Source organism: Enterococcus xiangfangensis (assembly GCF_005405365.1).
Lineage (GTDB): Bacteria > Bacillota > Bacilli > Lactobacillales > Enterococcaceae > Enterococcus_A > Enterococcus_A xiangfangensis.
Genome location: NZ_BJDX01000011.1, coordinates 1 through 26,297 on the forward strand (window position 1 = coordinate 1; position 26,297 = coordinate 26,297).

Below are 26,297 nucleotides of genomic sequence, written 5' to 3' on the forward strand. Positions count from 1 at the left end.
TAACTTTAATTTTACAGAATGGACTTTCTTTTTTTCTACCCTAAATATCTATTTACACAAGATATTTTACGCTATCTTTCTATCGATTAAAAAAACAACATAATTACTAATTTAATTTTAATTTAACCATATTCTTTATATTAATATCTTTTTCACTAATTTTTATCCGATTTAAAAATAACTAATAATATTTTATCAACCAAAATAGCAAACTGGATAATTACTTTTTTTGATTCTAACTATTTGTTCCTAATTTTTATTATACGGATAAAAATTAATCGTATTAAGCAAAAACATTAACTTTATTCGACTTAAAAGGCCAAATTCTTTAATAAAAAAGAATTTGACTTTCTTTCCAACTGTTGCTCCAGATTGGATTTTTTTAGACCTTCTACTGTATCAAAAAATAAAAATAACTATTTTTCAGAATATACAATTTTTATCCACCGTATCCTCACGATATATTTTTAGTATAGTGTTATTATTCATCTATAAATTATTTCATAAAAAAACGTTACCATGAGTTCAAGCTTCGAAAAAAGTAAAAATTATTTTAAGTTATTTTTATACAAACGCATGGATAAATAATTAATTTTATAATTTTTATAAAAGGTGCGTTATTTATCCAGTTAAATCTGCCAATCATCTAGGGAACCTAGAAATTATACTTCTATGACGAGCAGGGATTCTTAAAGGCAAAAAAAAATATGCAGTGCCAAGGCACCGCATACTTCATTTTATTCAGTTTTACACCGCTAGATAAATATAGATTTCTATTTTCCTCTTAACAGCAATTCTATTTTAATTGTGTTTTTAATTCGTCTTGAACGCGTTTCAATTCAGTCGGATCGATTCGTTGATAAGAAACACCATCTTGCATGAAGCCTTCGCCCTTCATTTGGTCTGTTTTAATATTACCAAATGCTGCACGATAGTCGCCCATCAATGTCCGCATCTCTGAGAAACTTAGATCTGTTTTGACGTTTTCACCCATCGTTGTCAAGATCGATTGATAGTTGCTCAATCCTTTCGTGCTTAGAACTTTTTTAGCAACACCGGTAATAATTTGTCGTTGCCGCTCTTGCCGGCCATAGTCGCCATTTGGATCGTCATAACGCATCCGTGAATACTTCAGTGCTGTTTCGCCATCCAATTGCTGCTTACCCTTAGGAAAATTGGTGTCGTCATAAGTGAACTCAAAAGGATTATTTACTTCAATCCCGCCAACAGCATCCACTAGCGACTCGATCCCTTCCATATTGATGGTGATGTAATGATTGATTGGAATGTCTAATAGTTTTTCTACCGTATCCATCGACATCGCCGCACCGCCAAAGGCATAGGCATGATTCATCTTGTCTTGTGTATCGTGCCCAACGATTTCCGTATACGTATCCCGTGGAAGACTGACTAGCAATGATTCATCCGACGTTGGATTCACCGTTGCTACCATCATCGTATCCGAGCGCCCTTGTTCCGTTCTGCCAAGCGCTCCTGTGTCTACTCCTAAAAGTAAAACACTAAACGGTTCTTGTTGAGATAAGTTTACCTGACGTTCATCCGCCGAGTCATTACGCTTCACTGACTCATACGTATCATCTGCAGTCGATTTCACATCATAATACATCTTTGCGCCAACACCAACAACCACAAGAATGATCGCTAATAAAATACCAAGTAACGTAAACAAAATTTTCTTTGAAGTACTCGTCTTTTTAACCCCTTGACGCTTCCGTTTTTTTCTTTCAGCCATTTAGTTCAACTCGTTTCATCTTGATTTGAAGCACTATTAAAGCGTTTGAGCCAATTCTTTTAAATATTTTTTCAACTCATCTTTAATTTCTGGATGCTTTAGACCATACTCAATATTCGCTTCGACCATTCCTAGTTTATCACCAACATCATACCGCTTACCAGTAAATTCATGAGCAAAGACTCGCTGCGTTTTGTTCAGTTCATCAATCGCGTCTGTCAGCTGGATCTCATTGCCTGCACCAGGTTTTTGTGTTGCTAGTATATCGAAAATCTCTGGTTTCAGCAGATAACGACCAATGATCGCGAGGTTACTTGGCGCCTCTTTAGGATTGGGTTTTTCTACAAAATTTTTCACATCATAAAGACCTTTAGCGACTTCTTCATTCGGATTAATAATTCCATATTTAGATGTTTCTTGCTGTGGTACTTGCATAACAGCTAATGTTGAGGCACTTGTCTGTTCAAAATCATTGATCAACTGTTTACTTAAGGGAATTTTATCCTCCATAATATCGTCGCCTAACATGACAACAAACGGTTCATCTCCCACAAAGGCGCGCGCTTGTAATACTGCATCGCCCAACCCTTTTGGCCGTTTTTGACGAATGAAGTGCAGATTGATATCAGTCGTCTCTTCCACCAATTTCAATAATTCATCTTTGTGTTTTTCTGCTAGGTTTTGTTCCAAAGCTAGATTTGAATCAAAATGATCTTCAATCGGACGCTTGCCTTTTCCAGTTATCACTAAGATGTCTTCGATCCCCGAAGCAATTGCTTCTTCCACGATAAATTGGATCGTCGGCTTATCAACAATCGGTAGCATTTCTTTCGCGATTGCTTTTGTTGCCGGTAAAAAACGAGTACCCAACCCTGCAGCCGGAATGACTGCCTTACGAACTTTTTGCATTTTCAAGCTCCTTTTATTATCAATCTCTCCCAAAAATATCTCGTGTATAAACTTTTTCTTCAACATCATGAAGTTCTGGTTCAAAACGATTAGAAACAATCACGTCAGATAAAGATTTAAACTCTTCAAAATCTTTAATGACTTTAGAATTGAAAAATTCATTTTCAGTCAAGGTCGGTTCGAACACTACCACTTCAATCCCCTTTGCTTTCAAACGTTTCATAACTCCTTGAATCGAAGAATAGCGGAAATTATCAGAATGTGCTTTCATCGTTAAACGGTAAATACCTACAATTTTCGGATTTTTTGCTAAAATCTGTTCAGCGATGAAATCTTTTCTCGTAGTGTTTGCATCTACAATTGCCCCAATAATATTACTTGGTACATCTTCATAATTTGCACGTAATTGTTTTGTATCTTTTGGCAAGCAATACCCACCATATCCAAAAGAGGGATTATTATAGTGAGAACCAATCCGAGGATCTAATCCAACACCTTCGATAATCTCCTTACTATCCAGTCCTCTGGATTCTGCGTAAGTATCCAACTCATTAAAATAAGCCACACGTAAAGCCAAGTAAGTATTAGAGAACAACTTGATTGCTTCTGCTTCAGTAGAGTGAGTCAACAAGACTGTGACATCCGAATCTAGAGCATTTTCTCTAAACATATTTGCCACTTCTTGTCCACGCCCCGAACGTTCACCAACAACGATTCGTGAAGGATGTAGGTTATCGTAAAGCGCTTTTCCCTCGCGAAGAAATTCAGGAGAAAAAATAATATTTTCTGTTTTAAATTTCTCTTGTAACTCTAAAGTATAACCAACGGGAACAGTCGATTTGATAATAAAGGTTGCATCTGGACGAATAGCTAATGCTTTTTCAATCACATCTTCAACTGTGGATGTGTTGAAGTAATTTTTCTTTTCATCATAATCTGTCGGTGTGGCAACAATTAAGTAGTCACCAAACAAAACTGCTTCTTCAAAATTCTTCGTAAATTCAACATTCAGATCCTCACGTTCGAGGTATTCGTGGACTTCTTTGTCCTCTAATGGTGACTGTCTTTTTTGTAGCATATCAATCTTTGTTTCCACGATATCATATGCTTTAACTTGTTCTTTTTGACTTAATAACAGTGCATTTGCTAAACCAACATAACCTAAACCGAATACTGATATTTTCATAATGGATCCCTCCAATTAAATTTCAATCTATTTTATTAAAGATATCAACCTGTTTTTTAAAGAATGAAAAACAGTTTTATTAAAAAACATACTTACACAAAGCAATATGGAGATTGACACCACTGTACAGACTATTGCTATAAAAATCCATTTTCCCCAAGAAGTAACATTCCTACTTATTAAATGACCAACAGATACTGTCCCAATAATAGTTATACTTTGTAGCAGATAGTTTTTCAACGTATAAAAAGGACTTAGTTTAGTTATTCTTTTGGGAACATAAAAAAACATGTCGATTCCTCTATAAATATTGGATAGAATTGCTCCCATAATAATTCCGCTCAATCCAAAAGGTCTTACTAAAATAATTCCACCAATGATAAGAATTAATGCCTGTAAAAGTGATCTCCAGCGCGTCTCTTTATAATGTCCAGCCGCAATGATTATCATCCCTTGAGGTGTTTTTAGTGAGTACAAGAAGCCATTTAAAACCATCAAAGTTGCTATGATAGGAACATTATATTCAGTATCATTAACACCTTTCGTATACAATGTTATGAAGGGGATAATCAGGGTGTATGCCACTGAATAAGCAATTGCAATTAATTGTAAATAAATGAATTCAAATTCATGGTACGATTTTTTCAATGTTTCTGATTGATTTTTAGCGATTACGTTTCCGAATGAAGGAGATAAATTCGTTGTAAAGATGGTGAGTACTCCGTTAAGTCCACTAATCACCATATTATAAATCGCATATATGCTTACTTCTTTTAAACTCAAGAAAATAGTAGCTATAATTGGTGGTGCTGAATTCTGTGCCATACCAACAAACTGTTGGAAAAGTGCATCCCAACGTGCTTTTAATGCCCCGTTATTGGGAGAAGCAGAATAATCAATATATGGATAATGTCTCTTTACATAGAATGACAGTATAAACGTTCTAACAAGTAGTGGTAAAAGTGAGAAAAAATACACCCATGTAATTGGTAAACTATTTATAGCAAATAATGAAATTAGAATTGTATTTAAAATGGTATAAATACTAGATGATATAGAAATTACAAAAATTTTTTGATCTGCTGTTAATAATGCTCGATATTTTGCAAGTGAAAAAAAATCAAGAAAACCTTTTGCACCTAACATAACAACTAAGAATCGCATAGAACTCGTCCCCAATGATTGAGTATGCACAATTATTGGATAAACAAATGAAAGTACAATAACGGCAGAGGTAAAAATCCCCCCTGCTTGATAGTAATATCTTTTTGCGGAAGAAACTACTCCATTTATTTCATCATAATTATTTTCAGCAAGCGGTTTATATAAAGAGAAGATAGCCGCGCCTGATAATCCAGCTTCAACAATAGTGAAGTAATTGATAAATTGAAGTATTGAAGAAACAAGTCCATTAATTTCTGAACCATAATAGCTTAGCATAAATCTTGGGATTATAAATCCAGATAACATTACAATAACCTGATTAAATATAGAGAACAGGCTATTAATTGCAAAAGACTGTGTTCTACTTTTTTTCATAATATACACCCTGTTCTTTAATTATCTAATTGAAATAAAAATGATATAGAATACGAAGAGATTCAAATTATATATCGGATTACCCGTAAAACAATAACATAAAAAAAATATTTGAAAATATAGAGAAAAAATTGAAGTTTCACTTTTTACTTTGTTAAACATCAATACAGCAGAGTTTATTAGTCTTGAGGTAGTAAACCAAATGAAGGTCAAAAAACCCACTAATCCAGTTTCAGCAAGTAATTGAAGATAAACGTTATGTGAATCCAATCCTAATTTCAATCTCATTGACAATAAACCTTGACCAAAGAATGGATATGCTTCAAAAGTTTTTAGCGTATCGCTCCACAATAAAGACCGACCACTCAAGAAGTTATCACCCTGTTTTAGACTAATCATTTCAATAAGATTCTTAAAAACACTTGTATTTATCAGTACTAATAAAGAAATTAGACCAATTAGACCAATTATGAAAAAATTTTTTGTAGATGCTGTACTAGATAAGATATAAATTATTGTAACTAATATAACCGATATGGCAACTGATAATAACGGCCCACGTTTTCCTGTTGCTATTAACATACTAAGTCCTATTAACATTAATAATAGATGAAAAAAAACTAACTTATTATTCTTTTTCTCTAGAAATTTCAGTATGTAAGAGAAACTAATTCCAACAAAAACAGATATATAGTATGCATTATTACCGGTCTGAGGAGCAATTCCTGAATTTAAACCACTCCGTAACAATTTATTTGTTATATCTAGTGCCTCTGGATTTAAAACAACTATCCTGATTCTGTCAATCTGTTCAGGTATTACATAATAAGCTGCAGTTGCTAGCACATGTCCGAAAGATAAGATATATGATATCTTCAAAAAATACTTACTCCACAATTTATTGCTTTGCAAACATATAGCTAGTAAAAATAGTTGAGATAATGAAAATACATACTTAAAGGCTTCAGTTCTATTAGGCGAGCTTATAGAAGAAAGTAAAAAAACAATGATTAGAGTTCCAAAAATGATATCACTTTTTCTATATAATATTCTTCTTTCCTTTATAATCCATACTAAAAATACTAAGAAAAAGTTAATTGTCGTTAATAGATAGTTATTATTCAACCAATAGCCATAAAAACAAGTTAAACAGCTGATTGAGAGAACTACCTTCCAAAGCCATCCTACATCATTAAACTGCCTTTCGTATGTAGAATGAATTTTTAGGTTCTCTTGATAATACTCCATGCTAAACCTCTCTTATAAAAGTGATTTTTTTAAAAAATCTAAAGATTCTTCTCTGAAAAAATTTAATCGAGTCATTACATCAGTATAGTTTATTTTTTCACATGGGACATCTTCAAAACTATTTTCATATATCCGAGAATTAAGATTTAAATCTTCCAGTAAGCTTTTCATTCTTGTTCCTCTTGTTTTATGTGGGATTGTAATAAAATTTTTTTCAAAATTAATTGCAAATGCCGTTCCATGAAATGAATTAGTAATAACATATTGTGCATTTTTGAAAGCACTAATAAAATCATACGGTCCAAATGAATTCTTACTTCCAAAAAAATCTTTTTTATTATTTGGAGTTAAATAGATAACCTCTAACTTGAATTTTTCTTGTAAATACCTAACTACAAAATTAATTAAATCATTTTTCTCTAGTGTATATACCAAGATAAACTTTTTTCCCTGAAACTTATTATTGTCTAATTTTTCCCACTCTTTTTTTTGTAATAGAAGAGTCGGATCAAGAACCTTTACAACATCTGTATATCCCATCTCGGATAAAATGTCTTTCGCACTTTTTTCTCTTACCGATATATTATTAAAATTGCTAATATTATTTTTCAAAAACATACGTTCTTTTTCTGTGAGAATATCCTTACCTATACTAGCAGCATAAGCGATTTTTTTGGAATTCTTCTCTGAAAAATTTAAAAAAAAGCTCTCATCAAAACCGGTTATTTCTGGATTCCAAACCTGATCACTTCCAACAATAAAACCATCATACTTTAAAATATCTTCTACTTGAAATATACGTCTTGAAAAATTCATTTCATTTTTCTTAAAACCGTTAAAAGCTTTTTGTTTGTTCTTTTTATATGGATACAGGTAGATATTTTGTGCCAAGCTTCTAAGAAAATCATGTTTCTCAAAATTAAAAAGTTGAGTTTTTCCTGCAAAATAACTTTTAGGTAGATCTATAGTTTCGATTGTATCCTCTTTAGAAATAATCTGTTCAACTACCTTTTGCAATGCAAAATTTTGTAAAACTGCTCCATAATTCCAAACTTCATGGAAAGTCATAATTCCGTATTTCACTTTCAACCTCCTATAAATTATTAATCAAATTGTTCCAATCTTGTGATATCCTATTTAAAGAAAAATCCTTTGAACGCTCTATAGATTTTACCTGTAAATGATTCATTAACTCATCATTATTAATGATAGTATTAATACGTTCTCCTAGTGTCCTTGGATTTCTTTCCACTATAATAATTCCATATTCACCATAATCAAGTATTTCATTAGGACCAGAATTATTGTATGAAACAATTGGCAAGCCGCATTTCATAGCCTCCACAATTGTTAGTCCAAATCCTTCCCATTCTGAAGCTGATACATAGATATCTGCTTGATTATAGAATTCCGCCATACGATTTGATGGTACTTTTCCAAAGATATTTATTCGTTGTTCTAGATTATAAACTTTAACTAATTCTTTTAATTTTTTAAATTCCTTTTTTGTGCCCACACCAGCTATATTCAGAGAGATATCTTTATCGATATATGACATGGCCTCCAAAATAGACTTGATACCTTTTTCTTTAATGAGTATCCTCCCAGCGTAGCAAATCACCCGATTATGCAGTGAGGTGACTTTACTACTTTCAATTTCAGATACGTTATATATTTGAACACTCTTTTTATTATAGTTTTTAAAAATCTCTCTATCTTTCTTTGTTAAACAGATAACCCGATCGGACTTTTTTAGTCCATCTATGTATTCATTTAGAAAAAATTTATTATAGTTTTGCAAATACATACTTGCTTCACTATGTTGCCACGAAATTATCTTAACCCGAGGGACTGCCTCTTTAATAATTGGAGTAAATGTTGTTAATGCACCTTGCGACAATATTACTATATCTATTTCACCTTTTTTTATATAATCAATAATTTTACCTAATTCCTCTTTATAATACTCAAGAATATTAAAGTATCCTCTTTTTTTTATTGAGTATTCTTTGATAATTTTACGATAGATTTTTTTTTTATTTTTTTTTCTAAATATGACTTTCTCTATCTGATCATTTAATTCATAAAAAAATTCTCCTTTTGTAAGGGAAATAACAGATACCTCTTGAGTTAAAGAAAAGTAGTTGGCTATGTCAGTAATAACCTTTTGTACTCCTCCCATTTGAAAGTTAGAATTAATAAAACAGATTTTCATAATTTACCTCATCGTTTGATATAGTGCTACTTGTTTTCTTGTAATCACATCCCAAGAAAATTTTCTTGCATTGATAAAGTTTTTATCAAAGCTATTTTTGTTTTCTAGGATAAACTCAATTTTCTCTTTTATATCAATACTATCTAATGATTTTACAGATTTTCCGACTAATCCATCCTCAAATTGACGATCAAATCCTTCATTCTCAGAATAGATAATTGGCATATTTTGAGAAAGTGCTTCAACATATACTAATCCAAAGGTCTCCGTCAATGATGGTAAAATAAAAACATCAGAATTTCTGTAGTACTCTAGCAATTCCTTTTTTTCTAGAAATGGAACATGCTTTACAAATTTATAACCTATAATTTTTTTAAAATAACTCTTATCTTTAATTTTTCCAATAATTGTGTATTCGCACTCAAAGTTCAATTTCTGGATTGCCTCACATACCTTTAATTGATTTTTTCTTTTTGAAATTTCACCTACAGTTAATATAGATATTTTTTGATTCAGTGCACTTACTTGGGTAAATTGATTTTCCAAAAAAAAATCATCTATTCCGTTTGTAATAATTCTTATTTTTTTCTCAATAATGTTAATATCATTGATATTAACATTTCTTTTCTTACAAGTTTCTAAAATTTTATCCTTATAGGTTGATGAAAGACATATGATATACCTAGCATTTTTTAAAATTTCTAATCCTTTTCTCCACTGTAAGAATCTATACTTAAAAAAGAAGTTGACATCTGTATTCCGCACTGAAACCACATAGGGCAAGTTATACTCTGATTTCAATTTTAATGCGACTGCACCATCTGAAAATACTGTATGCGCATGTACACAATCATAACTATTTACTTCTATCATTTTCGTTAGTTTCCCATAACTTTTGTTTATTTTTCTATTAAAAAAAAATTTATCAAGTGAATCAAAAATCTCAGTTGAAATAACATATTCACTTTCTCTATCAAATCTAGTCTGTTTTTTTCGTGGATAATAGACCAATGTTTCTACTTTATTTCTAATCTGGGCATCTATCATTTTTTCGTAAAACTTGTCATTATAATATGAACATAAATTTAAAACCTTCATAGTGTCCTCAAACTTTCTTGCTACCTTGTGCTTTCTGCTTTTCCCCAAAATGGTTTTGACTTACCAGAAATTTCTCTATATGCACCAATTAATTGAGCCGAAATTGTCATAGCATAATAAGAAATAAATCTAACATATTTATTTACAGATTTCCTTCCAATAAATGCGATTAGATAAATAATTATCTGCATAATAAATACTATCTTGTATAACGGATTAGAATCATTCACTGCTAAAAACAAGTTCGAAATAAAAACTAGTAAATGCATTAAGTAGAGATTATTTCTAAGTGTTCTGTGCGAAAAGTAAAATAGTGTAAATAGTCCATTTTTAAATACATTATATTTTTTTAAATCTACAAAATTAATCATTATTATTTTTCTAGACATTCTAACTTTACGCTTAAATTCATCAGTATCTGTTTCACCAGCTTTTTCAAAAGCCAATGCTTTATCATTGTATAATGCTTTTTTACCTAGGATAACAAATTTTGGTGGGAATACACTATCATGACTATATATAGGATCTATCTCTATATAGTCATCTTTTTTAATTGCATAGATACTTCCGTTTCCAGCAGTTATTGAAGCTAAATCTGATTCTATTTTTCTCATTCGAAGATCGATATTCCAATATGAAGCCTCCGATTCACTCGTTGCATTCGGAAGATCATTCGTGTATACAAGTTTCCCAGCTACATACCCTACATCCGAATTTGATAATGATGTTACAAGTTCGTTTATTGCGTTTTTTTCTAACATAGAATTTGCATCCGTGAAAACTGTAACATCTCCTTTAGCTATTCTCACTGCTTCATCTTGAGCATTTGTCTTACCTTTTCGTTCCTTTACCGAATATAATTTAATTTTATACGGATATTTTATTTCATAATTTTTAACAATGATGTTAGTATCATCTGTACTATTATCAGAAGCAACAATAATTTCTAAGCTACTATCTTCATAATTTAAGCTCAATAAATTTAATATCTTTTTTTCAATGACCGACTCTTCATTATGTGCTGGAACAATCACTGTTACCGTTGGACGATAGTCATTATCTAAAATAATATCCTTTTTTGGCACAATCTTATTCATGATTTCAAGCAAAATAGGATAGCCAATCATAGTATAGATAATAAGTACTAAGAACAAATAGAATAAAAACTTCATATAAACCTCTCTTTATTCATCACTGCCAGTAAACTTCTCATTCGTAACACTAGTAGCTGACGAAATTCCTTCTTTTACAAATACTTTTTTTATTGTCAAAAAGAAAATAACTATATCTTGTTTCAACGTTATGTTATCAACATATTGACAATCAAATTGAAATTTTTGTTCCCAACTAATAGCATTTCTTCCATTTACTTGTGCAAGTCCAGTTAATCCTGGACGCACAAGATGTCGCCTTTTTTGTTCTCTATTATAAAGTGCTAAATATTCTACAAGCAGTGGTCTAGGTCCTACAATACTCATGTCACCTTTAAAGATATTTACTAACTCTGGCAACTCATCTAAACTCGTTGCTCGAAGCAACTTGCCAAATTTTGTTAGTCGAATATCATCAGCTAGTAAATTACCAACTGAATCTCTTTCATCCGTCATGGTCCTAAACTTATACATAGGAAATATTTTTTCATTTAGACCTGGTCGTTGTTGCTTGAAAATAATTGGTGAACCTAACTTTATGCGAACTAATAATGCGACTATCAAAATAATCGGACTTAATACCAGCAAACCAATTCCTGATAAAAGAATGTCCAAAGCTCTTTTGAAATATTTTTCATATAGATTGGGGGTTCTACACATTGCTGATTGCTCGCTTAATTGTAGTCACTACTCGTTCTAAATCTTCATCCGTCATTTTAGTATCAGACGGTAGACATACTCCCGTTTCAAACAACATTTGTCCTACGTTACTGCCGATAAAGTCATATTTTTCAAAAACGGGTTGTAGATGCATGGGTTTCCATATTGGACGAGATTCAATATTTTCTTTTTCTAATTCATCCATCAAATAGTTTGGTGCTATTCCGTCTAAAGTGATCGCACTTAACCAGAAGTTAGGATGACTATGCTCATTTTCAGGCATATGATGAATTTGTGTTACTTCTTTTAATTTTTGTTTATAAAAATCATGAATATATCTTTTTTTAGCAATCCTGTCATCAAGTACCTTTAGTTGTCCTCTACCAATACCAGCAACAATATTACTCATTCGATAATTATACCCAATTTCGCTGTGTTGATAATGACGCACCTTATCTCTAGCTTGGGTAGACCAAAAACGTACTTTCTGAATTCTTTCTACATCCTCAGAAACAAGCATACCTCCACCAGAAGTAGTGATAATTTTGTTCCCATTAAATGAGTAAATTCCATATTTCCCAAAGGTTCCAGTGTATTGATCTTTATAGGTGGTTCCTAAGGATTCTGCCGCATCTTCGATTAACGTAACACCAAATTCTTGGCAAATAGCTAAAATTCCGTCTAATTCAGCAGACAATCCATATAAATGAACAACGATTACGGCTTTTGCATTTGGATACTTTTCTAAAGCTTTTCTTAGCTCGCTGGGATTCATATTCCATGTATCAAAATCACTGTCTACAAATACAGGAATTGCTCCTTGATAAATAATTGGATTAGCAGTCGCAGAAAAAGTCAGAGATTGACAAATAACTATATCTCCTGAACCAACACCGGCTGCGTTTAATGCCATATGAATTGCGGATGTACCTGATACCAAAGCAGCTGCATAACCGGTATGAACATAGTCAGCTAATTCTTGCTCGAAACCATTCACATTTGCTCCAAGAGGTGCAATCCAGTTGGTATCAAATGCTTCTTTCACGAATTCTTGTTCGAATCCTTTATCACTCATATGAGGTGATGCAAGTAAGATTCTTTTGTTTTCCATATTACTCCCAGCTTTCTATAATTCGTGTAGGAACTCCTACATTTTTTGTATTATTCTCAATATTTTGTATAACGACACTTCCAGCACCGATAATTGAATTATCAGCTATACAAATGCTTTGTATAATTTTAGTTCCTACTCCTATTTGATTATTGTTTCCAATTGTTACATAACCAGAAATATTTACAGAAGGGAAAATAGAATTAAAATCTCCAATATTTGAATCATGCCCAACAGTTGAACCAATGTTAATCATATTAAAATCTCCAATATTAATATCAGCTGTGTAGGTTGAGTTTGCCATTAGTATATTTCCAATTCCTAACTTTACATTGACTCCAACTAATGCCGTAGTATCAACAAGATTAGGAAAATTTATATTTTGATTTTTCTTTAGTTTTGAATAAATCTTCTTCTTCACATTTGATGAAGCAATTCCAATAGCAACACTTATAGGCTTATCATATGAAAGCAGCATATTGATAGGTCCTAATATTGGTTTTCCAGCTAGCTTTTGTCCACTTAAAGAAACTTCATCATCTACAAAACCAATTAGATTATATTCAGATGCGCGTTGGAGCAAAAAAGCAATCTCTTTAGCAAAACCACCTGCACCAATAATTATTAAGTCGTCCATAACAAACTCCTATTTATTCGAAGCATTCGCAAAACGAACGACTTCTTTGGCTAATTCATGATCATCCTTTGGTAGATGATCGAAAAAATCCATCACTTTCTGGATGGAGTACCCTTTGATATTTCCAACAAAGATTTTTTCATAAACTTCTTCATCGTTGCGTTCTTTGTCCAACAATAATTCTTCATACAATTTTTCTCCAGGACGAATACCAGTTTCGACGATTTCAATTTCATCTTCGGAATAGCCGCTGAGACGAACCATATTTTTGGCAAGATCCAAAATTTTGACCGGTTCGCTCATATCTAATACGAAGATTTCGCCCCCTTTTGCAAGGGCACCAGATTGAATTACCAATCGGCTAGCTTCAGGGATTGTCATAAAGTAACGAGTCATGCGAAAATCTGTTACCGTAATGGGACCACCTTTTGCGATTTGTTCCCGAAAAACTGGGATTACACTACCTCGTGAACCTAAGACATTTCCAAAACGGACAGCAGAAAATTTGGTTTTTCCTGTTTCATTTAATCCCGTCACGATCATTTCTGCGATTCGCTTAGTAGAACCCATGACGTTTGGCGGATTATTGGCTTTATCAGTCGAAATCATTACAAAGTTTTTTACATTATTGGTTTTAGCAGCTTCAGCTACATTCTTAGTTCCATAAATATTATTCTTTACAGCTTCTCTAGGGTTATACTCCATTAATGGCACATGTTTGTGTGCTGCTGCGTGATAAACAATATCAGGATGGTAGTGTTCCATAAGTTCAAATATTTTTTCTCGATCTTGTATATCAGCAATTATGGGAATAAATTCAGTAACTTTACCATGATAAGTGTTTTGTAATTCCCGATGAATTTGATAAATCGAATTTTCGCCATGACCTAACAACAATAACTGCTTTGGATTGAATTTTGTTATTTGCCAACAGATTTCCGAACCAATCGAACCACCAGCACCAGTCACTAAGATAGATTTTCCAGTCAGTTGATCTTTGATTGAATCAATATCTAATTGAACTTCCTCTCGTCCTAATAAGTCCACCACATCAATTTCTTTCAAGCGGCTAATGCTGATTTTACCTGAAGCTAATTCTTCCATAGAAGGCATCGCATTAACTTTGACATTTGAATCTGCTAAATGAGTAATAATTTCTTGTAATCTTTTTCTAGATAAAGATGGAATAGCAATCGTGACCATATCAATTTGATACTCTTTTATTAACAATGACAAATCATTAACTGAGCCCAATACTTTTTTACCAGATAAGTAGGTTTTTAACTTATTGGGATCATCATCAACAAACCCAACAACATCAAGCTCTCCTGCCGTTGTTGAACCAATTAAACTATTAAATAAGATACGGCCCCCTTCACCGGCACCTATAATTATAGTTCGTTGAACTTTTTCTGGATAATCCTTTTGTTGATTATAGTGTTCAATCATGATCCGCCATACTAAACGACTAGCAACAATCAAACATAAACTTAAAATATAAGCCAGCAGTTCAAATCGTCGGCTGTAACGTCCTTCTTCCAAAAACGAAACAATTAACAAGCTTACTATAAATTGACAAGTAGTCGCTAAAAAAATGGCTATTATTTCTCTTAAATTAGTATAGCGATTGATTCGCATAAAAACGTTGAATATAAACCCAAATAATATGTACAAGCCAATCGATAAAACCGTCGAAAATTGAACAAAATTTTGTGTAACTACTACATAAGGTCTCATAAAATAGTAAGCAACTACACAAGCCAGTGTAATCAATAAGACGTCTACTGCAACTAAAACGATAATTTTCTGTTTCCTTGTTAATACAAACAACATTAGCTCCCCCTAAAAAATAACACAAATTTCTCTTTAACTTCTTACAAGGTAAGCTGGCAACCTACCCTTAACCAAATAATTTAAACTTCTTCTCTTTTACCTCTGTAAAGTTTGGTATGGTGACTGGATCTCCATTGACCAAGGCTTTTGTCATTTGCTGCATCGCCTCTACTGTCGCCTGCCCTTGCTCTTTTTTTATTTCTTCATAGGCTTCTTTTAGATAAAAATTCCGGTGACGTAGATTATGCGCATCGGAAGCAACCATATGAAGCATATTATGTTTTAGCATCTGCTTCGCCGTCTTTTGGATTTCTTTTCCAAATACCCCCACGATACTTGGCGCTGTCAGCTGTGTTAAAACACCCATCTCTAAAAAAGGAATCAAGTCATTAGGATTTTTACGGAAAACAGCATTTCGTTCTGGATGAACGATTACTGGCGTGTGTCCTTGACTCAATAAATTAAAAAATAATTGTTTTGTATACGCTGGAACCTCTCCCGTTGGAAATTCAATTAATATGTACGTGTCATCAAGATCGGTAAACAAGATCTCACCTCTAGCAATATCTTCTAAAAGCGTTCCTGTGATCCGAACCTCTTGACCTTCTAGCAGCGTGAGGCCTAAGTTGCGGTCGTCCAGCTCTTGCTGCAAAGCCGCAACTCTTTCAATGACTTGATCTGCCGGATTAAAATATTTTCCATTGTTATGATGCGGTGTACACATTAGATGGGTAATTCCTTGACTGATCGCTTTTCGCACCATGTCCAGACTATCCTCTAATGTTTTCGCGCCATCATCTATCCCAGGCAAAATATGGCAATGTAGATCAATCATTTGCTCACCTTCTAGTATTTATTCTCCGGTACCATAGTAATAGTACCCTTGGTCATTTTCATCAGTACTTCCGTTAAAAACAGCGCCTAAGACATTGGCATTGACCATCGTCAATAGTTCCCGAGCTTTTTGTAAAGAATCTTTGCGGGTAACATTTTCACGAACGACTAACATCGTGCCATCCACTTTAGAAGCCACGATTTGTGCATCTGTTACGGCTACGACTGGAGGCATATCAAAAATGATGAAATCATAATTTTCACGAAGCTCTTGCATCAGTTTATCTGTCCGCGTCGAACCTAATAATTCCGAAGGGTTTTGTGCTTTCGGACCACTGGTCATCACATAAAGATTTGGTACTACACTTTGTTGGATTGCTTCGTTAAAGTTCAGCTCTGTGCCCAAGACATTACTCAAGCCAACACTATTGCTTAATAGTAAAGTTTTGTGTACTGTCGGTTTGCGCATATCTGCATCAACTAATAACACTCGTTGACCAGAATTAGCAAAAACCACGGCTAAATTAGCTGCCGTTGTAGATTTCCCTTCTCCCGGTCCTGATGAAGTAATAACCAATGTTTTGATTTGGCGACCCGATGAAGAGGCGAATTGGATATTGGTACGGATGGTTCGATAGCGCTCAGAAATAGGCGATGTTTTATCTATTAAAGTAATTAAACTAACTGCTTCTGGTGCTTTATTTTTATTTTTTTTAGCCATATGGACCTCCTAGACCCGATTCCGACGACGACGTTCTGACGTAGTCTTCGTTTTCGTTTCAGCTGATACTGTTTTTGATTGTGTAGTTACACTTAGTTGGCGACGGATTTTGGCATTTAATTCTTTTGGCGTCATTGCTGGAATATTTCCTAAAATAGTCAAACCAAAGTCATCGGTCAATGTCTTGCTTTCTTTGACTGTCCGATCTAATAACGAGAATACTAAAGCTAAGAAAATTCCGACTAGTAATCCTAAAAATAATCCTACTGCTAATGTCAATTTCTTATTTGGAAAGACGGGTTCACTGCTCGCGACTGCCTCAGAAATAATTGAGATTCGGTCAACATTCAAGACATTTTTAGCATTCGTTTGAAAAGTTTCTGCGGTTACGTTGGCGATATTCGTAGCATCTCTAGAGCTCGTGTCTGTCACAATGATCGAAAACATTTGAGAGTTCTGATTCTGCTCTACTTGGATTATTTCTTTTAAATCATGAGCAGTCAGGTTCATGCCAAACTCTGAGTTTAATTTGTCCGCTGTTTCTTTCGTTACTAAGTCACCGGTAATGATATCCTTATAAGTGTTAATCATTTGCAAGTTAGTAGTGACATCATTTGCGTTGGTCGTTTCAGTTTGAGGCAAGGTAACGACTAATTGGGCTTGCGAGCTGTATTTTGGTGTTAAAATAAAAAAGGCAAATACACCGGAAATCAATACGCCAATGACTCCCATAAGAATGATTAACCCCAGCCGTTTTTTAAGTATGTCCAATAATTGTTTGATACTGATTGTCTGTTCCATAAGTCCCTCGTCTTTCTTAATTTTAATGTTTCACAAATATGAATTTTTTATGTTCTTTTCCGTATTTTTTTACACACTCAGCTGTAAGTATAGCGCATGATTGTATGTTTTCCAAGAAAATATTTATTCTTTACATTTCATACATTTAAAAAATCATGGAACAAGGAAATTTTTCTCTTTATTGCAAATAGTAGCCGCTATTATGAAGAAACCATGATAAAAGTATGAATAACAACTAATCTGTAGTTTATTTAGTTTTTGAAAAAAAACGGCAAAAACGGATTAGAGTTTTGTGAAAATTATAATCTGCTCATATTCAACTTGAAAATCTAGCCGCAAAATAATCTGTAACCCACCCAAATAAAAAAGATGACCTTTTTCCATTTAAAATACGTCACCTAAGTTAGTCTAATTTAGGAACGTACTTTAATTTTTGGAAATCAAAGTCATCTTTTGTCTTATTCTTTTTTTTTAAGTTTTTAGATACGGTCTTTTTTTCTGTAAATCTAAATGAAGTAAAAACTTCGCCATATTTTTTGAAGTGATTTTTCGAATCTCTCGCGGAGTGAACTGGTGGATCTCATCTTCATTGTATCCCACCTGAAATCTGATCTCATCAAAAATCAACGGACGCCGCAGCAAATTGGGATGTTCTACGAGGATATCAACTAATTGATTGAATGATAAGTCATCGAAATCAATCGCTAATTTCTCGTAAACTTTTGATCGCGTTGAAATAATTTCATCGCTGCCGGTTTCAGTCATAGCAAGAATCCCTTTTATCTCCTCTTTCGTCAGAGGATCAGACATGATATTTCTTTCTTCAAAAGGCAAATTATTTTCTGTTAGCCATGCCTTAGCCTTTCTGCACGAAGTACAACTAGCTGAAGTATACAACTTGATCATTTTATTTATCACCTTTCTTCTGCATTGTCCTTTTAAGCAACTTATAAATCGTCCTATACTTATTACAATACAGTATTTTTACGTTACTGTTAAATAAACCGCTTTTAAATATATTTAAAAATAATATTTTCTACGTAAAAATTACATTAAAATAATTTTATTATGCAAAATATCTATTAAAAAAGGCTGGTTCCCGCTTTGTTATCGGCTTTTTTCGGTATCAGCTAAAGTATTTGTGAAAAAACTGATTTTTTCAATCTATTCCTCAAGATTTTCTTTGAACCTGAAAAAGCTGATTGTACATCCAGCAATCAGCTTTATTGGCAAACTATTTAATGGTTCGGAATCGTTCGCTGCACTTGGCATTAACGATCAGGTGAATTAAGAACCCGACTTGTAACTATAAAAAAAGAACCGTTTGAGTTAACGGTTCTTTCCTTTAACTAATAACTGTGACTGTGACAGAGCGGCGGCCCCATTGGATACACTCTTCAACAGTTGAGAAGTGGCAGTCGATAATGTTTCCTTTGATCGCGCCGCCGGTATCGCCCGCAATCGCAATTCCGTAACCAGAGACTTCCACCATTGATCCTAGTGGGATGACGCTTGGATCGACCGCGACGACTTGCGGATTTTGGCGTAAATCGATTCCCATCGCCGTAAAGTAAGTATTGACTGACTCCGCGCAAGAATACGCAGTCGATTCCATTTGCAGGGTCCGACCAGAAGTTGTCGGCGTGCTTGGTTCAGCCGGCTTTTCGGCTGCCGGTTTTGGTTGTTCACTTGTCGTCGTTTGTTGTGAACTAGCTGGTTTTGAAACTTGTGAAGCTGCCTGTGAAGCAACTTGTACTTTTTCTTGTGCTGCTGCAACTTTGGCTGCTTCCTCTGTTTTTTTCGCAGCTGCGGCTTGTGCAGCCTTTTCTGCTTGAGCCGCTTTTTCGGCTTTCGCTTCTTTTTCCGCTTGCGCTTTTTGCGCTTTTTCAGCAGCTTGCCGGGCTTTCTCGACTTCTTTGTCTTGGCTGATTTTTTCTAAGCTTGTTTTGTTATCGGCCAGTTCTTGTTTTAAATTCGCCATTTTATTGTCCAGTTTAGTCGTTTCAGCTTCAAGACTTTGGCTGTCTTTTTTTAGTTGTACTTGTGTCTTTTCTTGCGTAACTTTCAACTCGGTCAATTTATCTTTAGCTTCGCCTAAGCTGGCTACTTTTGTTTTTTCTGTATTTTGGATCACCGACATCGCAAATGCCCGGTCCAGAAATTCGCCTAGATCTTTAGCTTCCAATAATGCCGTGATGGAACGATTGGTCATACTATTGACTTGCGCCGTTTTCATCCGTTCAGCGATTGCCAATTTCCGCTGCTCGATCTTTTGCTCTGTTTCTGCAATATCGGTTTTTGTTTTTTTCAAAATCGCCTCATTTTGGCTGATCTTTGTTCGAATCTCATTGACTTCTTGATATTTTTCATTGACATCATTCAATGCGATCTGTAATTCTCCGCTGATTTTATCGCTTTGACGAGTAATCGCAGATTCTTTTTTATCTAATTCATTCAGTGACTCTGCTTGTGCAAAGACTGGTAAAAGTACGTTAGCGCCTAACAACAGTGTCGCTGCGAACCCAAACATTTGCTTTTTCACTTAAAAAGTCCACCTTTCTATTTACCCTTCGTTATTATACGAAAAAAAAGACGGCTTTTTGTTTCAGCAATATTACATTTCATTACAAAACAAAGCGATTTTAAATACATCGCAGTCTATTTTGTTTTGGCTACAGAAAAAAGATTGTTCCCGCAAGCATCGCCAGAACAATCTTTTTGTCATGCTTTTGTAATATTATTTTTTCCGCAACTCTTTCGCTAACTGCCGAATCTCTGCTAAAGGACCTGTTACATCTTTTGATTTCATATTTGGGAAACCATTCAAAAAGCGGCGTTCTTGAAAATTCAACTTAGGTAATTGTTTGCGCCACTCTGGTTGTTCTTTGATTTCTGTCAGCCATTGACGATTTTGCAAACGCTCCTCTGCCGCGACTTTCAATTCACCAAAGTCAGAAGAAAGCTGTTCTTTTTTGTCTTGGATCGTCAAATTCATCTTGTTGATTGCTTGGCGTAACGAAGCTAGGTTCGCTAAGGTGAAACCTAAATCAAAACTTGTGATCATTAATAAAATCATTGGCAGAAAAATACCAAAACGCTGTTGCCAATCAGTAATTAGGTTCATTAGATACGGATTTAAAACACGGACAATGAAAACGCAGGCCAATCCCCAAAAAATCGATACCGGTACTGCAACTCGGCCGTTGATATTCAACGGTACGTCTTTATAATCCCAGAGTGATAAATGAAAGATTTTTTCCAATAGAAAACTCGTGAGATATTCTAATACCGTCACTAATAGTAGTGCTAAGACAAACAGCAAGACGAGATTCTGCTGGTACGGCTCGATCAAGTATAAAACGCCGACGACTCCAAAACCATAAATCGGCGTGATCGGGCCCAATAAAAAACCGCGATACACAAAATGTTTCGCTTTGAGCGAACAATAGACCGTCTCCCACAACCAGCCGATCAGCGAATAACAAAAAAATAATAGCACCACGTTGGTAAATTCTCGTTCCATTTTATGCCCCCTATTCTCGAACTCAATTATTCCACGGATAGCAAGAAAATGCTAGTTTTTATAAATCGTTTAACTGAGTTTGAAAACTTTCCCAATCAGCTAACATCTTGCCCCAAAAGAACTGCTCGAAATTTCGGCTTTCAGCGTTTAACTTTCGGAACGGTTTGACAAATACGTTACAATAGAAGCAATTCTATTTTACGTGTCAGCTATTTTATTTATTGGAGGAACGAATATGTTTCAACTTTTACGTTATGCTAAAAATTATCGCAAGGAGATTATCCTCGGCCCTTTTTTCAAATTCTTAGAAGCCGTCTTCGAACTGATCTTGCCGTTATTCATGGCCCGCTTAGTCGATGAAGGCATCGCGCAGCACGATCAAGAAAAGGTAATCGAGATGACAATCGCTATGTTGGGACTATCGCTTGTCGGTCTGATTTGTGCGCTGATCTGTCAATATTATGCGTCGATTGCCTCGCAAGGATTCGGAACGGTTCTGCGAAATCGTCTGATGGAAAAAATCAATCGTTTTTCACATCAAGAGCTGAACCGCTTTGGGACTGATACTCTGATCACTCGTATGACTAACGACATCAATCAAATGCAAGGTGCTTTAGCGATGTTGATCCGCTTAGTCGTTCGTGCGCCTTTTTTAAGTATCGGTTCTGTCATTATGGCTTTTTATATTGATTGGCAGATGGGGCTCATTTTCTTGATTTTATTGCCGCTGTTTTGTCTGATTTTATTTTTGATCATCCATTTTTCAATTCCTTTATACAAAAAGATCCAGCAAAAATTAGATCAATTGAATCAGCTGGTCACTCAAAATCTAAGCGGTGTGCGGGTCATTCGTGCCTTTGCTCGAACAAAGACCGAGACCGATCATTTTACTAAAGAAACCGAAGAAATCTCTCGTTTGAATCAAAATGTTGCGAATATCTCGGCACTACTTTCTCCTACTACGACTTTGATCATGAACGCTGGTGTTGTCGCTTTGCTTTATTTTGGCGGTTTTAAAGTAAATATTGGACACTTGGAACAAGGACAGATTTTAGCTTTGATCAATTATATGAATCAAATGCTCTTAGCTTTGATCGTCGTCTCAAACTTAGTCATTCTTTTTACTCGGGCAGCAGCGTCAGCCAATCGAATCAATGAAGTTTTTGCCACCGATTCAACGTTGATCGATTCTGGTACCGTACACCAAACAGCTGAACAAGCTCCATTAGTTGTATTTGATAATGTAGACTTTCGTTATACTGAAAAATCAGGACTAGCTTTGCAGGCTGTTTCTTTTACTTTGGAAAAAAATAAAATTCTTGGCATTACCGGCGTGACTGGCAGCGGCAAATCGACGTTGATCAGTTTGATCCCACGATTTTATGATACCGATGCAGGAGCGATTTATTTTGCCGGCAGCAATGTCAAAGACTGGTCGTTAGACAATTTACGTTCAATGATCGCGCTCGTTCCGCAAACCGCTGTTTTATTCAGCGGAACGATTCGCGAAAATCTGCAATGGGGAAAATCCAATGCCACCGATGAAGAATGCTGGGCGGCACTGGCTACCGCTCAAGCCGCTGAATTTGTTGAAACACTGCCGGAGGGTTTAGATACTGTCATCTTAGAAAATGGGAAAAACTTTTCCGGTGGACAGCGGCAACGTTTGACGATTGCCCGCGCGTTGATCCGCAAACCAAAACTTTTGATTTTAGATGATTCATTGTCTGCTTTGGATTATCAAACTGATTTAGACTTGCGGCAAGCGTTAAAACGCGATCTAGATTGTGGCGTCATCATTATTTCCCAGCGCCTTCGCTCGCTTCAAGCTGCTGAAACGATCTTGTTGCTGGATAATGGGAGAATTGCGGCTCAGGGCCGCCACGAGGAACTCTTGCAAACTTCTGAACTTTATCAAGAGTTGGTCGAATCTCAAGCAGAAAGCGAGGCACTCCAATGATCAAAAAGAATTTCTTTCGTTCGTTAAAATTATTTCTTCCTTATCTTGCGGCTTATCCGAAAGAGTTGATCGCTGCGATTGTTTTAGGCATCGCCAGCGGGATCACTTCTGTACTGATGACTTATTATATCGGGGTAGCTGTCGATCAGATGGTCAATCAAGGTGCCGTGGATTTTGAGCGGCTCTTTCAGATTCTTCAATTGTTTATCGGAATCTTTTTAGTGACGGTCGTCAGCCAATACTTTATTCAACGTCTAGGAAATACTGTCGCCTTTGATTCTGTCGCTAAATTGCGGGAAGAAACTTTTGCTCATCTGAATCGATTGCCTTTAAGTTATTACGATCAAAGTTCTAAAGGTGATATCGTCAGCCGTTTTACTAATGATATGGATACTATTTCAACTGCGATTTCAGCCGTTTTTAATCAAGTCTTTTCTGGAATGACTGTCGTTTTAGTTGCTTTAGTCTTTATGTTATTTCTTAGTCCATTGCTGACATTAGTTGTCTTAGCAGCGACACCTGTCATCTTTTTATTGACGTATATCGTTGCTCGAACGTCTCAGCAATACTTCACTAGCCAGCAACAATTAGTCGGTTCGATCTCAGGTTTCATTACAGAAATGGTCGGCAATCAAAAAATCGTCAAAGCCTTTCAACGTGAAGAACAAAACCAAGTGAATTTCGAAGCGTTGAACCAAGAATTATATGTGCGGGGGCAAAAAGCTCAGTTTGCTTCTGCCATAACCAATCCTGCTTCACGTTTTGTCGATCATCTGGCCTATTTGACCGTTGGCCTTGTCGGAGGGTTATTAGCGTTGAAAACAAACAGCGATGTGACGATCGGGATCATTTCCAGTTTCACGATCTATTCCAGTCAATTCACCAAACCTTTTATCGAACTTTCTGGGATCACGATCCAAATCCAAACAGCGGTCGCCGGGCTTGATCGTTCATTTGAATTATTAAAAGAACCGATCGAACAAGCAGATGATCCTGCTGCACGTGTTTTGTCTACAGCGGAAGGAAAAGTTGTTTTTGATCAGGTGGCTTTCTCCTATCAAAAAGATCAACCGCTGATTGAAGACTTCAACTTGACTGTTGAGCCGGGGGAAACGATCGCGATCATCGGAAAAACCGGTGCCGGAAAATCGACCTTAGTGAATTTGCTGCTGCGTTTTTATGAAGTCGATCAAGGTAAAATTACAATCGACGGGACCGACATTCGCCAATTGACCCGCGACAGCTTGCGCCGGCAATTCGGGATAGTCCTGCAAGAAACATGGTTGTTAGACACTAGTTTGCGAGCAAACTTACGCTACGGTCGGAAATCTGCAACCGATGAAGAAATCTACGCGGCTTTAAAAGATGCCTACATGTACGATTTTGTCATGCGCTTACCTGACAAATTGGACACACTTGTAGGTGAAGCGGGAATCAAACTTTCTGATGGTCAACGACAGTTATTGACGATCGCGCGCACCATGATCAGCCGTCCAGCCATGCTGATCCTTGATGAAGCCACTAGTTCTGTCGATACGCTGACCGAACAAAAAATTCAGCGGGCTTTTCTCGCTATGATGAACGATCATACGAGTTTCGTCATCGCTCATCGCTTATCAACGATTCAGAATGCCGATCAGATCCTCGTACTCGATCACGGAAGAATCGTCGAGATCGGTCAGCATCACGAATTGCTGCAAAAAAACGGCTATTATAAGAAACTCTACCAAGCCCAATTTTCTCAGAGCTGATAACCTTTCCATAGAATAATTACGATTCAAGTTGTAGACAAAAAGAATCAGCAGGCAAATTAACTCGCCTGCTGATTCTTTTTTACCCTCGCTCGACGGTAAAACGCCAAACATAAAAGACTGATGATTAGTGTTAGAAAACCTGAAATCAAGAACCACCGAGCAATTCCAAATTTTTCTGATAAAGGTCCAGCCAACAATAGACCAATCGGCATCGCACCTGACATCACACTGCCAAATAGTGAAAAGACGCGTCCTAATTTTTCTGGCGGGACTGTTTCTTGTAAGTAAGAAGTAAACGGAATATTGTATAGATTCCCAACACCGCCCATCAAGACACAGAAGAAAATGAACAGCCAATAACCAGTTAGATTTGCCGGAGCTAATCCGTTGCCGATAAATGTAATAGCCAAACCGACATTTGCTAGTTGAGAAGCTAGTAATTTTTCTTGCCAATTCTTCTTTATTCCGATTAAAAAGGCACTGAGCATCATTCCAACAGCATAAGAAAATTCAACTATACTGGCAAACCAGGCCGATAATTCAAAGTGCACATTTGTCATCAAAGGAAATAAAACGCCCAATGGCAAATAGAAAATCATAATAAAAAAGGAGAAGAATGTCACTACTAACAGCGGCGGATCTTCTTTAAAGACAGCAAAACCAGCCTTTAACTCTTTCAAATAATGTTGCATACTTTCTTCACTGCGCGGAACATCGGGAACTTCAACAATCCATAACGTCACACAGGCTGCTAAAGCACCAATCAAATCCGTTAACAAAATCAGCCATAAAGGCATTACAGCAAACATTGCTGCACCTATAACCGGACCTAACATAAACGCACCGGATTGCAAAAATTGATTCCAGCTATTCGCTTGGACCAGCTCTTCTTCTGGGACTAATAATGGGACAATTGCTTGAATCGAAGGTGTGTGAAAAACATTTGCCAACGCTCGTAAAAACAATGCTGCGATCACAACTAAATAGCCCGGATTTCCTAATAAAAACCAAAAGGATAAAACGAGTGCGACTAGACTCATGAATAAATCCGCAAAAATCACAATATATTTTCGCTTCAGTCGATCAAGCCAAACACCGACAAAAGGTCCTAAGAATAGCTGAGGCAAATACGCCGATAACCCGGCTAAAGACAGCATGATCGCTGATTTTGATTCGTTAGTCAGCCACCAGATCAGGGAAAATTGGACGGCGGAACTTCCAATCAAAGATACCGTCTGACCAGATAAAATCGTTAAATATTTTTTTCTCCATTGTTGTTTTTCCATAATTGCTCCTTTGTTTGTCATTTGAACAAACAAGAAGTTCGTCAAACGCTGATTATTTGATCACTAGTTCATTTCTCA

General features: G+C 35.5%; 22 protein-coding genes. 2 read left to right on the forward strand and 20 right to left on the reverse strand.

Annotated elements, in window-relative coordinates:
* Nucleotides 1–796 precede the first annotated feature (796 nt).
* From FFM68_RS11435 to FFM68_RS11525, 19 genes are all read right to left on the reverse strand, one after another.
* Nucleotides 797–1,753, reverse strand: a complete 957-nt coding sequence (locus tag FFM68_RS11435; protein WP_137619444.1) for an LCP family glycopolymer transferase — start codon at nt 1,751–1,753, stop codon at nt 797–799.
* Between the two features lie 36 nt (nt 1,754–1,789).
* Complete coding sequence (gene galU / locus FFM68_RS11440) at nt 1,790–2,662, reverse strand: UTP--glucose-1-phosphate uridylyltransferase GalU (protein ID WP_137619445.1); 873 nt, start codon at nt 2,660–2,662, stop codon at nt 1,790–1,792.
* A gap of 19 nt (nt 2,663–2,681) precedes the next feature.
* Entirely contained in the window at nt 2,682–3,848 is a 1,167-nt protein-coding gene (locus FFM68_RS11445) for a nucleotide sugar dehydrogenase (RefSeq protein WP_137619446.1), read from the reverse strand.
* A 27-nt stretch (nt 3,849–3,875) separates the two neighbouring features.
* A complete protein-coding gene (locus FFM68_RS11450) occupies nt 3,876–5,387 on the reverse strand; it encodes a lipopolysaccharide biosynthesis protein (protein WP_137619447.1) in 1,512 nt (503 codons plus the stop codon).
* 21 nt (nt 5,388–5,408) lie between these two features.
* Nucleotides 5,409–6,635 carry an O-antigen ligase family protein gene (locus FFM68_RS11455; protein WP_137619448.1) on the reverse strand — a complete coding sequence of 409 codons (1,227 nt, stop codon included), beginning with the start codon at nt 6,633–6,635 and terminating at the stop codon, nt 5,409–5,411.
* 12 nt (nt 6,636–6,647) lie between these two features.
* Nucleotides 6,648–7,718: a polysaccharide pyruvyl transferase family protein gene (locus FFM68_RS11460; protein WP_137619449.1), complete on the reverse strand. Its 1,071-nt coding sequence runs from the start codon at nt 7,716–7,718 to the stop codon at nt 6,648–6,650.
* A 10-nt stretch (nt 7,719–7,728) separates the two neighbouring features.
* Nucleotides 7,729–8,850 (reverse strand): glycosyltransferase, encoded by a 1,122-nt coding sequence (locus tag FFM68_RS11465; protein WP_137619450.1) that lies wholly within the window; start codon nt 8,848–8,850, stop codon nt 7,729–7,731.
* A 3-nt stretch (nt 8,851–8,853) separates the two neighbouring features.
* Complete coding sequence (locus FFM68_RS11470; RefSeq protein WP_137619451.1) at nt 8,854–9,948, reverse strand: glycosyltransferase family 4 protein; 1,095 nt, start codon at nt 9,946–9,948, stop codon at nt 8,854–8,856.
* Nucleotides 9,949–9,968: 20 nt separating this feature from the next.
* The gene (locus FFM68_RS11475) at nt 9,969–11,120 is read right to left on the reverse strand and encodes a glycosyltransferase (RefSeq protein WP_137619452.1); all 1,152 of its coding nucleotides are present in this window, start codon (nt 11,118–11,120) and stop codon (nt 9,969–9,971) included.
* Between the two features lie 12 nt (nt 11,121–11,132).
* Nucleotides 11,133–11,759: a sugar transferase gene (locus FFM68_RS11480; protein ID WP_137619453.1), complete on the reverse strand. Its 627-nt coding sequence runs from the start codon at nt 11,757–11,759 to the stop codon at nt 11,133–11,135.
* Complete coding sequence (locus FFM68_RS11485; protein WP_137619454.1) at nt 11,752–12,870, reverse strand: DegT/DnrJ/EryC1/StrS family aminotransferase; 1,119 nt, start codon at nt 12,868–12,870, stop codon at nt 11,752–11,754. Before FFM68_RS11485 ends, FFM68_RS11480 begins: the two co-directional genes overlap by 8 nt.
* Before the next feature lies 1 nt (nt 12,871).
* On the reverse strand, nt 12,872–13,507 hold the full coding sequence (locus FFM68_RS11490; protein ID WP_137619455.1) for a NeuD/PglB/VioB family sugar acetyltransferase: 636 nt from the start codon (nt 13,505–13,507) through the stop codon (nt 12,872–12,874).
* A 9-nt stretch (nt 13,508–13,516) separates the two neighbouring features.
* The gene (locus tag FFM68_RS11495) at nt 13,517–15,337 is read right to left on the reverse strand and encodes a polysaccharide biosynthesis protein (RefSeq protein ID WP_137619519.1); all 1,821 of its coding nucleotides are present in this window, start codon (nt 15,335–15,337) and stop codon (nt 13,517–13,519) included.
* Nucleotides 15,338–15,407: 70 nt separating this feature from the next.
* Complete coding sequence (locus tag FFM68_RS11500; protein ID WP_137619456.1) at nt 15,408–16,175, reverse strand: tyrosine-protein phosphatase; 768 nt, start codon at nt 16,173–16,175, stop codon at nt 15,408–15,410.
* 18 nt (nt 16,176–16,193) lie between these two features.
* Nucleotides 16,194–16,895, reverse strand: coding sequence for a CpsD/CapB family tyrosine-protein kinase (locus tag FFM68_RS11505; protein WP_137619457.1), 702 nt, complete (start codon nt 16,893–16,895; stop codon nt 16,194–16,196).
* Nucleotides 16,896–16,904: 9 nt separating this feature from the next.
* Nucleotides 16,905–17,696 carry a YveK family protein gene (locus FFM68_RS11510; RefSeq protein ID WP_137619458.1) on the reverse strand — a complete coding sequence of 264 codons (792 nt, stop codon included), beginning with the start codon at nt 17,694–17,696 and terminating at the stop codon, nt 16,905–16,907.
* 471 nt (nt 17,697–18,167) lie between these two features.
* Nucleotides 18,168–18,602: a transcriptional regulator Spx gene (spx, locus tag FFM68_RS11515; protein ID WP_137619459.1), complete on the reverse strand. Its 435-nt coding sequence runs from the start codon at nt 18,600–18,602 to the stop codon at nt 18,168–18,170.
* 439 nt (nt 18,603–19,041) lie between these two features.
* Nucleotides 19,042–20,238, reverse strand: coding sequence for a 3D domain-containing protein (locus FFM68_RS11520; RefSeq protein WP_137619460.1), 1,197 nt, complete (start codon nt 20,236–20,238; stop codon nt 19,042–19,044).
* Between the two features lie 195 nt (nt 20,239–20,433).
* A complete protein-coding gene (locus tag FFM68_RS11525) occupies nt 20,434–21,219 on the reverse strand; it encodes a putative ABC transporter permease (protein WP_137619461.1) in 786 nt (261 codons plus the stop codon).
* Between the two features lie 235 nt (nt 21,220–21,454).
* Here FFM68_RS11525 and FFM68_RS11530 point away from each other — a divergent pair, with 235 nt between their 5' ends.
* Nucleotides 21,455–23,179 (forward strand): ABC transporter ATP-binding protein, encoded by a 1,725-nt coding sequence (locus FFM68_RS11530; RefSeq protein ID WP_137619462.1) that lies wholly within the window; start codon nt 21,455–21,457, stop codon nt 23,177–23,179.
* Nucleotides 23,176–24,930: an ABC transporter ATP-binding protein gene (locus FFM68_RS11535; RefSeq protein WP_137619463.1), complete on the forward strand. Its 1,755-nt coding sequence runs from the start codon at nt 23,176–23,178 to the stop codon at nt 24,928–24,930. Before FFM68_RS11530 ends, FFM68_RS11535 begins: the two co-directional genes overlap by 4 nt.
* Nucleotides 24,931–24,989: 59 nt before the next feature.
* Here FFM68_RS11535 and FFM68_RS11540 read toward each other — a convergent pair whose 3' ends face one another.
* The gene (locus FFM68_RS11540; RefSeq protein WP_137619520.1) at nt 24,990–26,219 is read right to left on the reverse strand and encodes an MFS transporter; all 1,230 of its coding nucleotides are present in this window, start codon (nt 26,217–26,219) and stop codon (nt 24,990–24,992) included.
* Nucleotides 26,220–26,297 lie beyond the last annotated feature (78 nt).

Coding starts and splice junctions, on each gene's coding strand:
- FFM68_RS11435 (WP_137619444.1), bottom strand. CDS start 1,753: ATGGCTGAAAGAAAAAAACGGAAGCGTCAAGGGGTTAAAAAGACGAGT.
- galU (WP_137619445.1), bottom strand. CDS start 2,662: ATGCAAAAAGTTCGTAAGGCAGTCATTCCGGCTGCAGGGTTGGGTACT.
- FFM68_RS11445 (WP_137619446.1), bottom strand. CDS start 3,848: ATGAAAATATCAGTATTCGGTTTAGGTTATGTTGGTTTAGCAAATGCA.
- FFM68_RS11450 (WP_137619447.1), bottom strand. CDS start 5,387: ATGAAAAAAAGTAGAACACAGTCTTTTGCAATTAATAGCCTGTTCTCT.
- FFM68_RS11455 (WP_137619448.1), bottom strand. CDS start 6,635: ATGGAGTATTATCAAGAGAACCTAAAAATTCATTCTACATACGAAAGG.
- FFM68_RS11465 (WP_137619450.1), bottom strand. CDS start 8,850: ATGAAAATCTGTTTTATTAATTCTAACTTTCAAATGGGAGGAGTACAA.
- FFM68_RS11470 (WP_137619451.1), bottom strand. CDS start 9,948: ATGAAGGTTTTAAATTTATGTTCATATTATAATGACAAGTTTTACGAA.
- FFM68_RS11475 (WP_137619452.1), bottom strand. CDS start 11,120: ATGAAGTTTTTATTCTATTTGTTCTTAGTACTTATTATCTATACTATG.
- FFM68_RS11480 (WP_137619453.1), bottom strand. CDS start 11,759: ATGTGTAGAACCCCCAATCTATATGAAAAATATTTCAAAAGAGCTTTG.
- FFM68_RS11485 (WP_137619454.1), bottom strand. CDS start 12,870: ATGGAAAACAAAAGAATCTTACTTGCATCACCTCATATGAGTGATAAA.
- FFM68_RS11490 (WP_137619455.1), bottom strand. CDS start 13,507: ATGGACGACTTAATAATTATTGGTGCAGGTGGTTTTGCTAAAGAGATT.
- FFM68_RS11500 (WP_137619456.1), bottom strand. CDS start 16,175: ATGATTGATCTACATTGCCATATTTTGCCTGGGATAGATGATGGCGCG.
- FFM68_RS11505 (WP_137619457.1), bottom strand. CDS start 16,895: ATGGCTAAAAAAAATAAAAATAAAGCACCAGAAGCAGTTAGTTTAATT.
- FFM68_RS11510 (WP_137619458.1), bottom strand. CDS start 17,696: ATGGAACAGACAATCAGTATCAAACAATTATTGGACATACTTAAAAAA.
- spx (WP_137619459.1), bottom strand. CDS start 18,602: ATGATCAAGTTGTATACTTCAGCTAGTTGTACTTCGTGCAGAAAGGCT.
- FFM68_RS11525 (WP_137619461.1), bottom strand. CDS start 21,219: ATGGAACGAGAATTTACCAACGTGGTGCTATTATTTTTTTGTTATTCG.
- FFM68_RS11530 (WP_137619462.1), top strand. CDS start 21,455: ATGTTTCAACTTTTACGTTATGCTAAAAATTATCGCAAGGAGATTATC.
- FFM68_RS11535 (WP_137619463.1), top strand. CDS start 23,176: ATGATCAAAAAGAATTTCTTTCGTTCGTTAAAATTATTTCTTCCTTAT.
- FFM68_RS11540 (WP_137619520.1), bottom strand. CDS start 26,219: ATGGAAAAACAACAATGGAGAAAAAAATATTTAACGATTTTATCTGGT.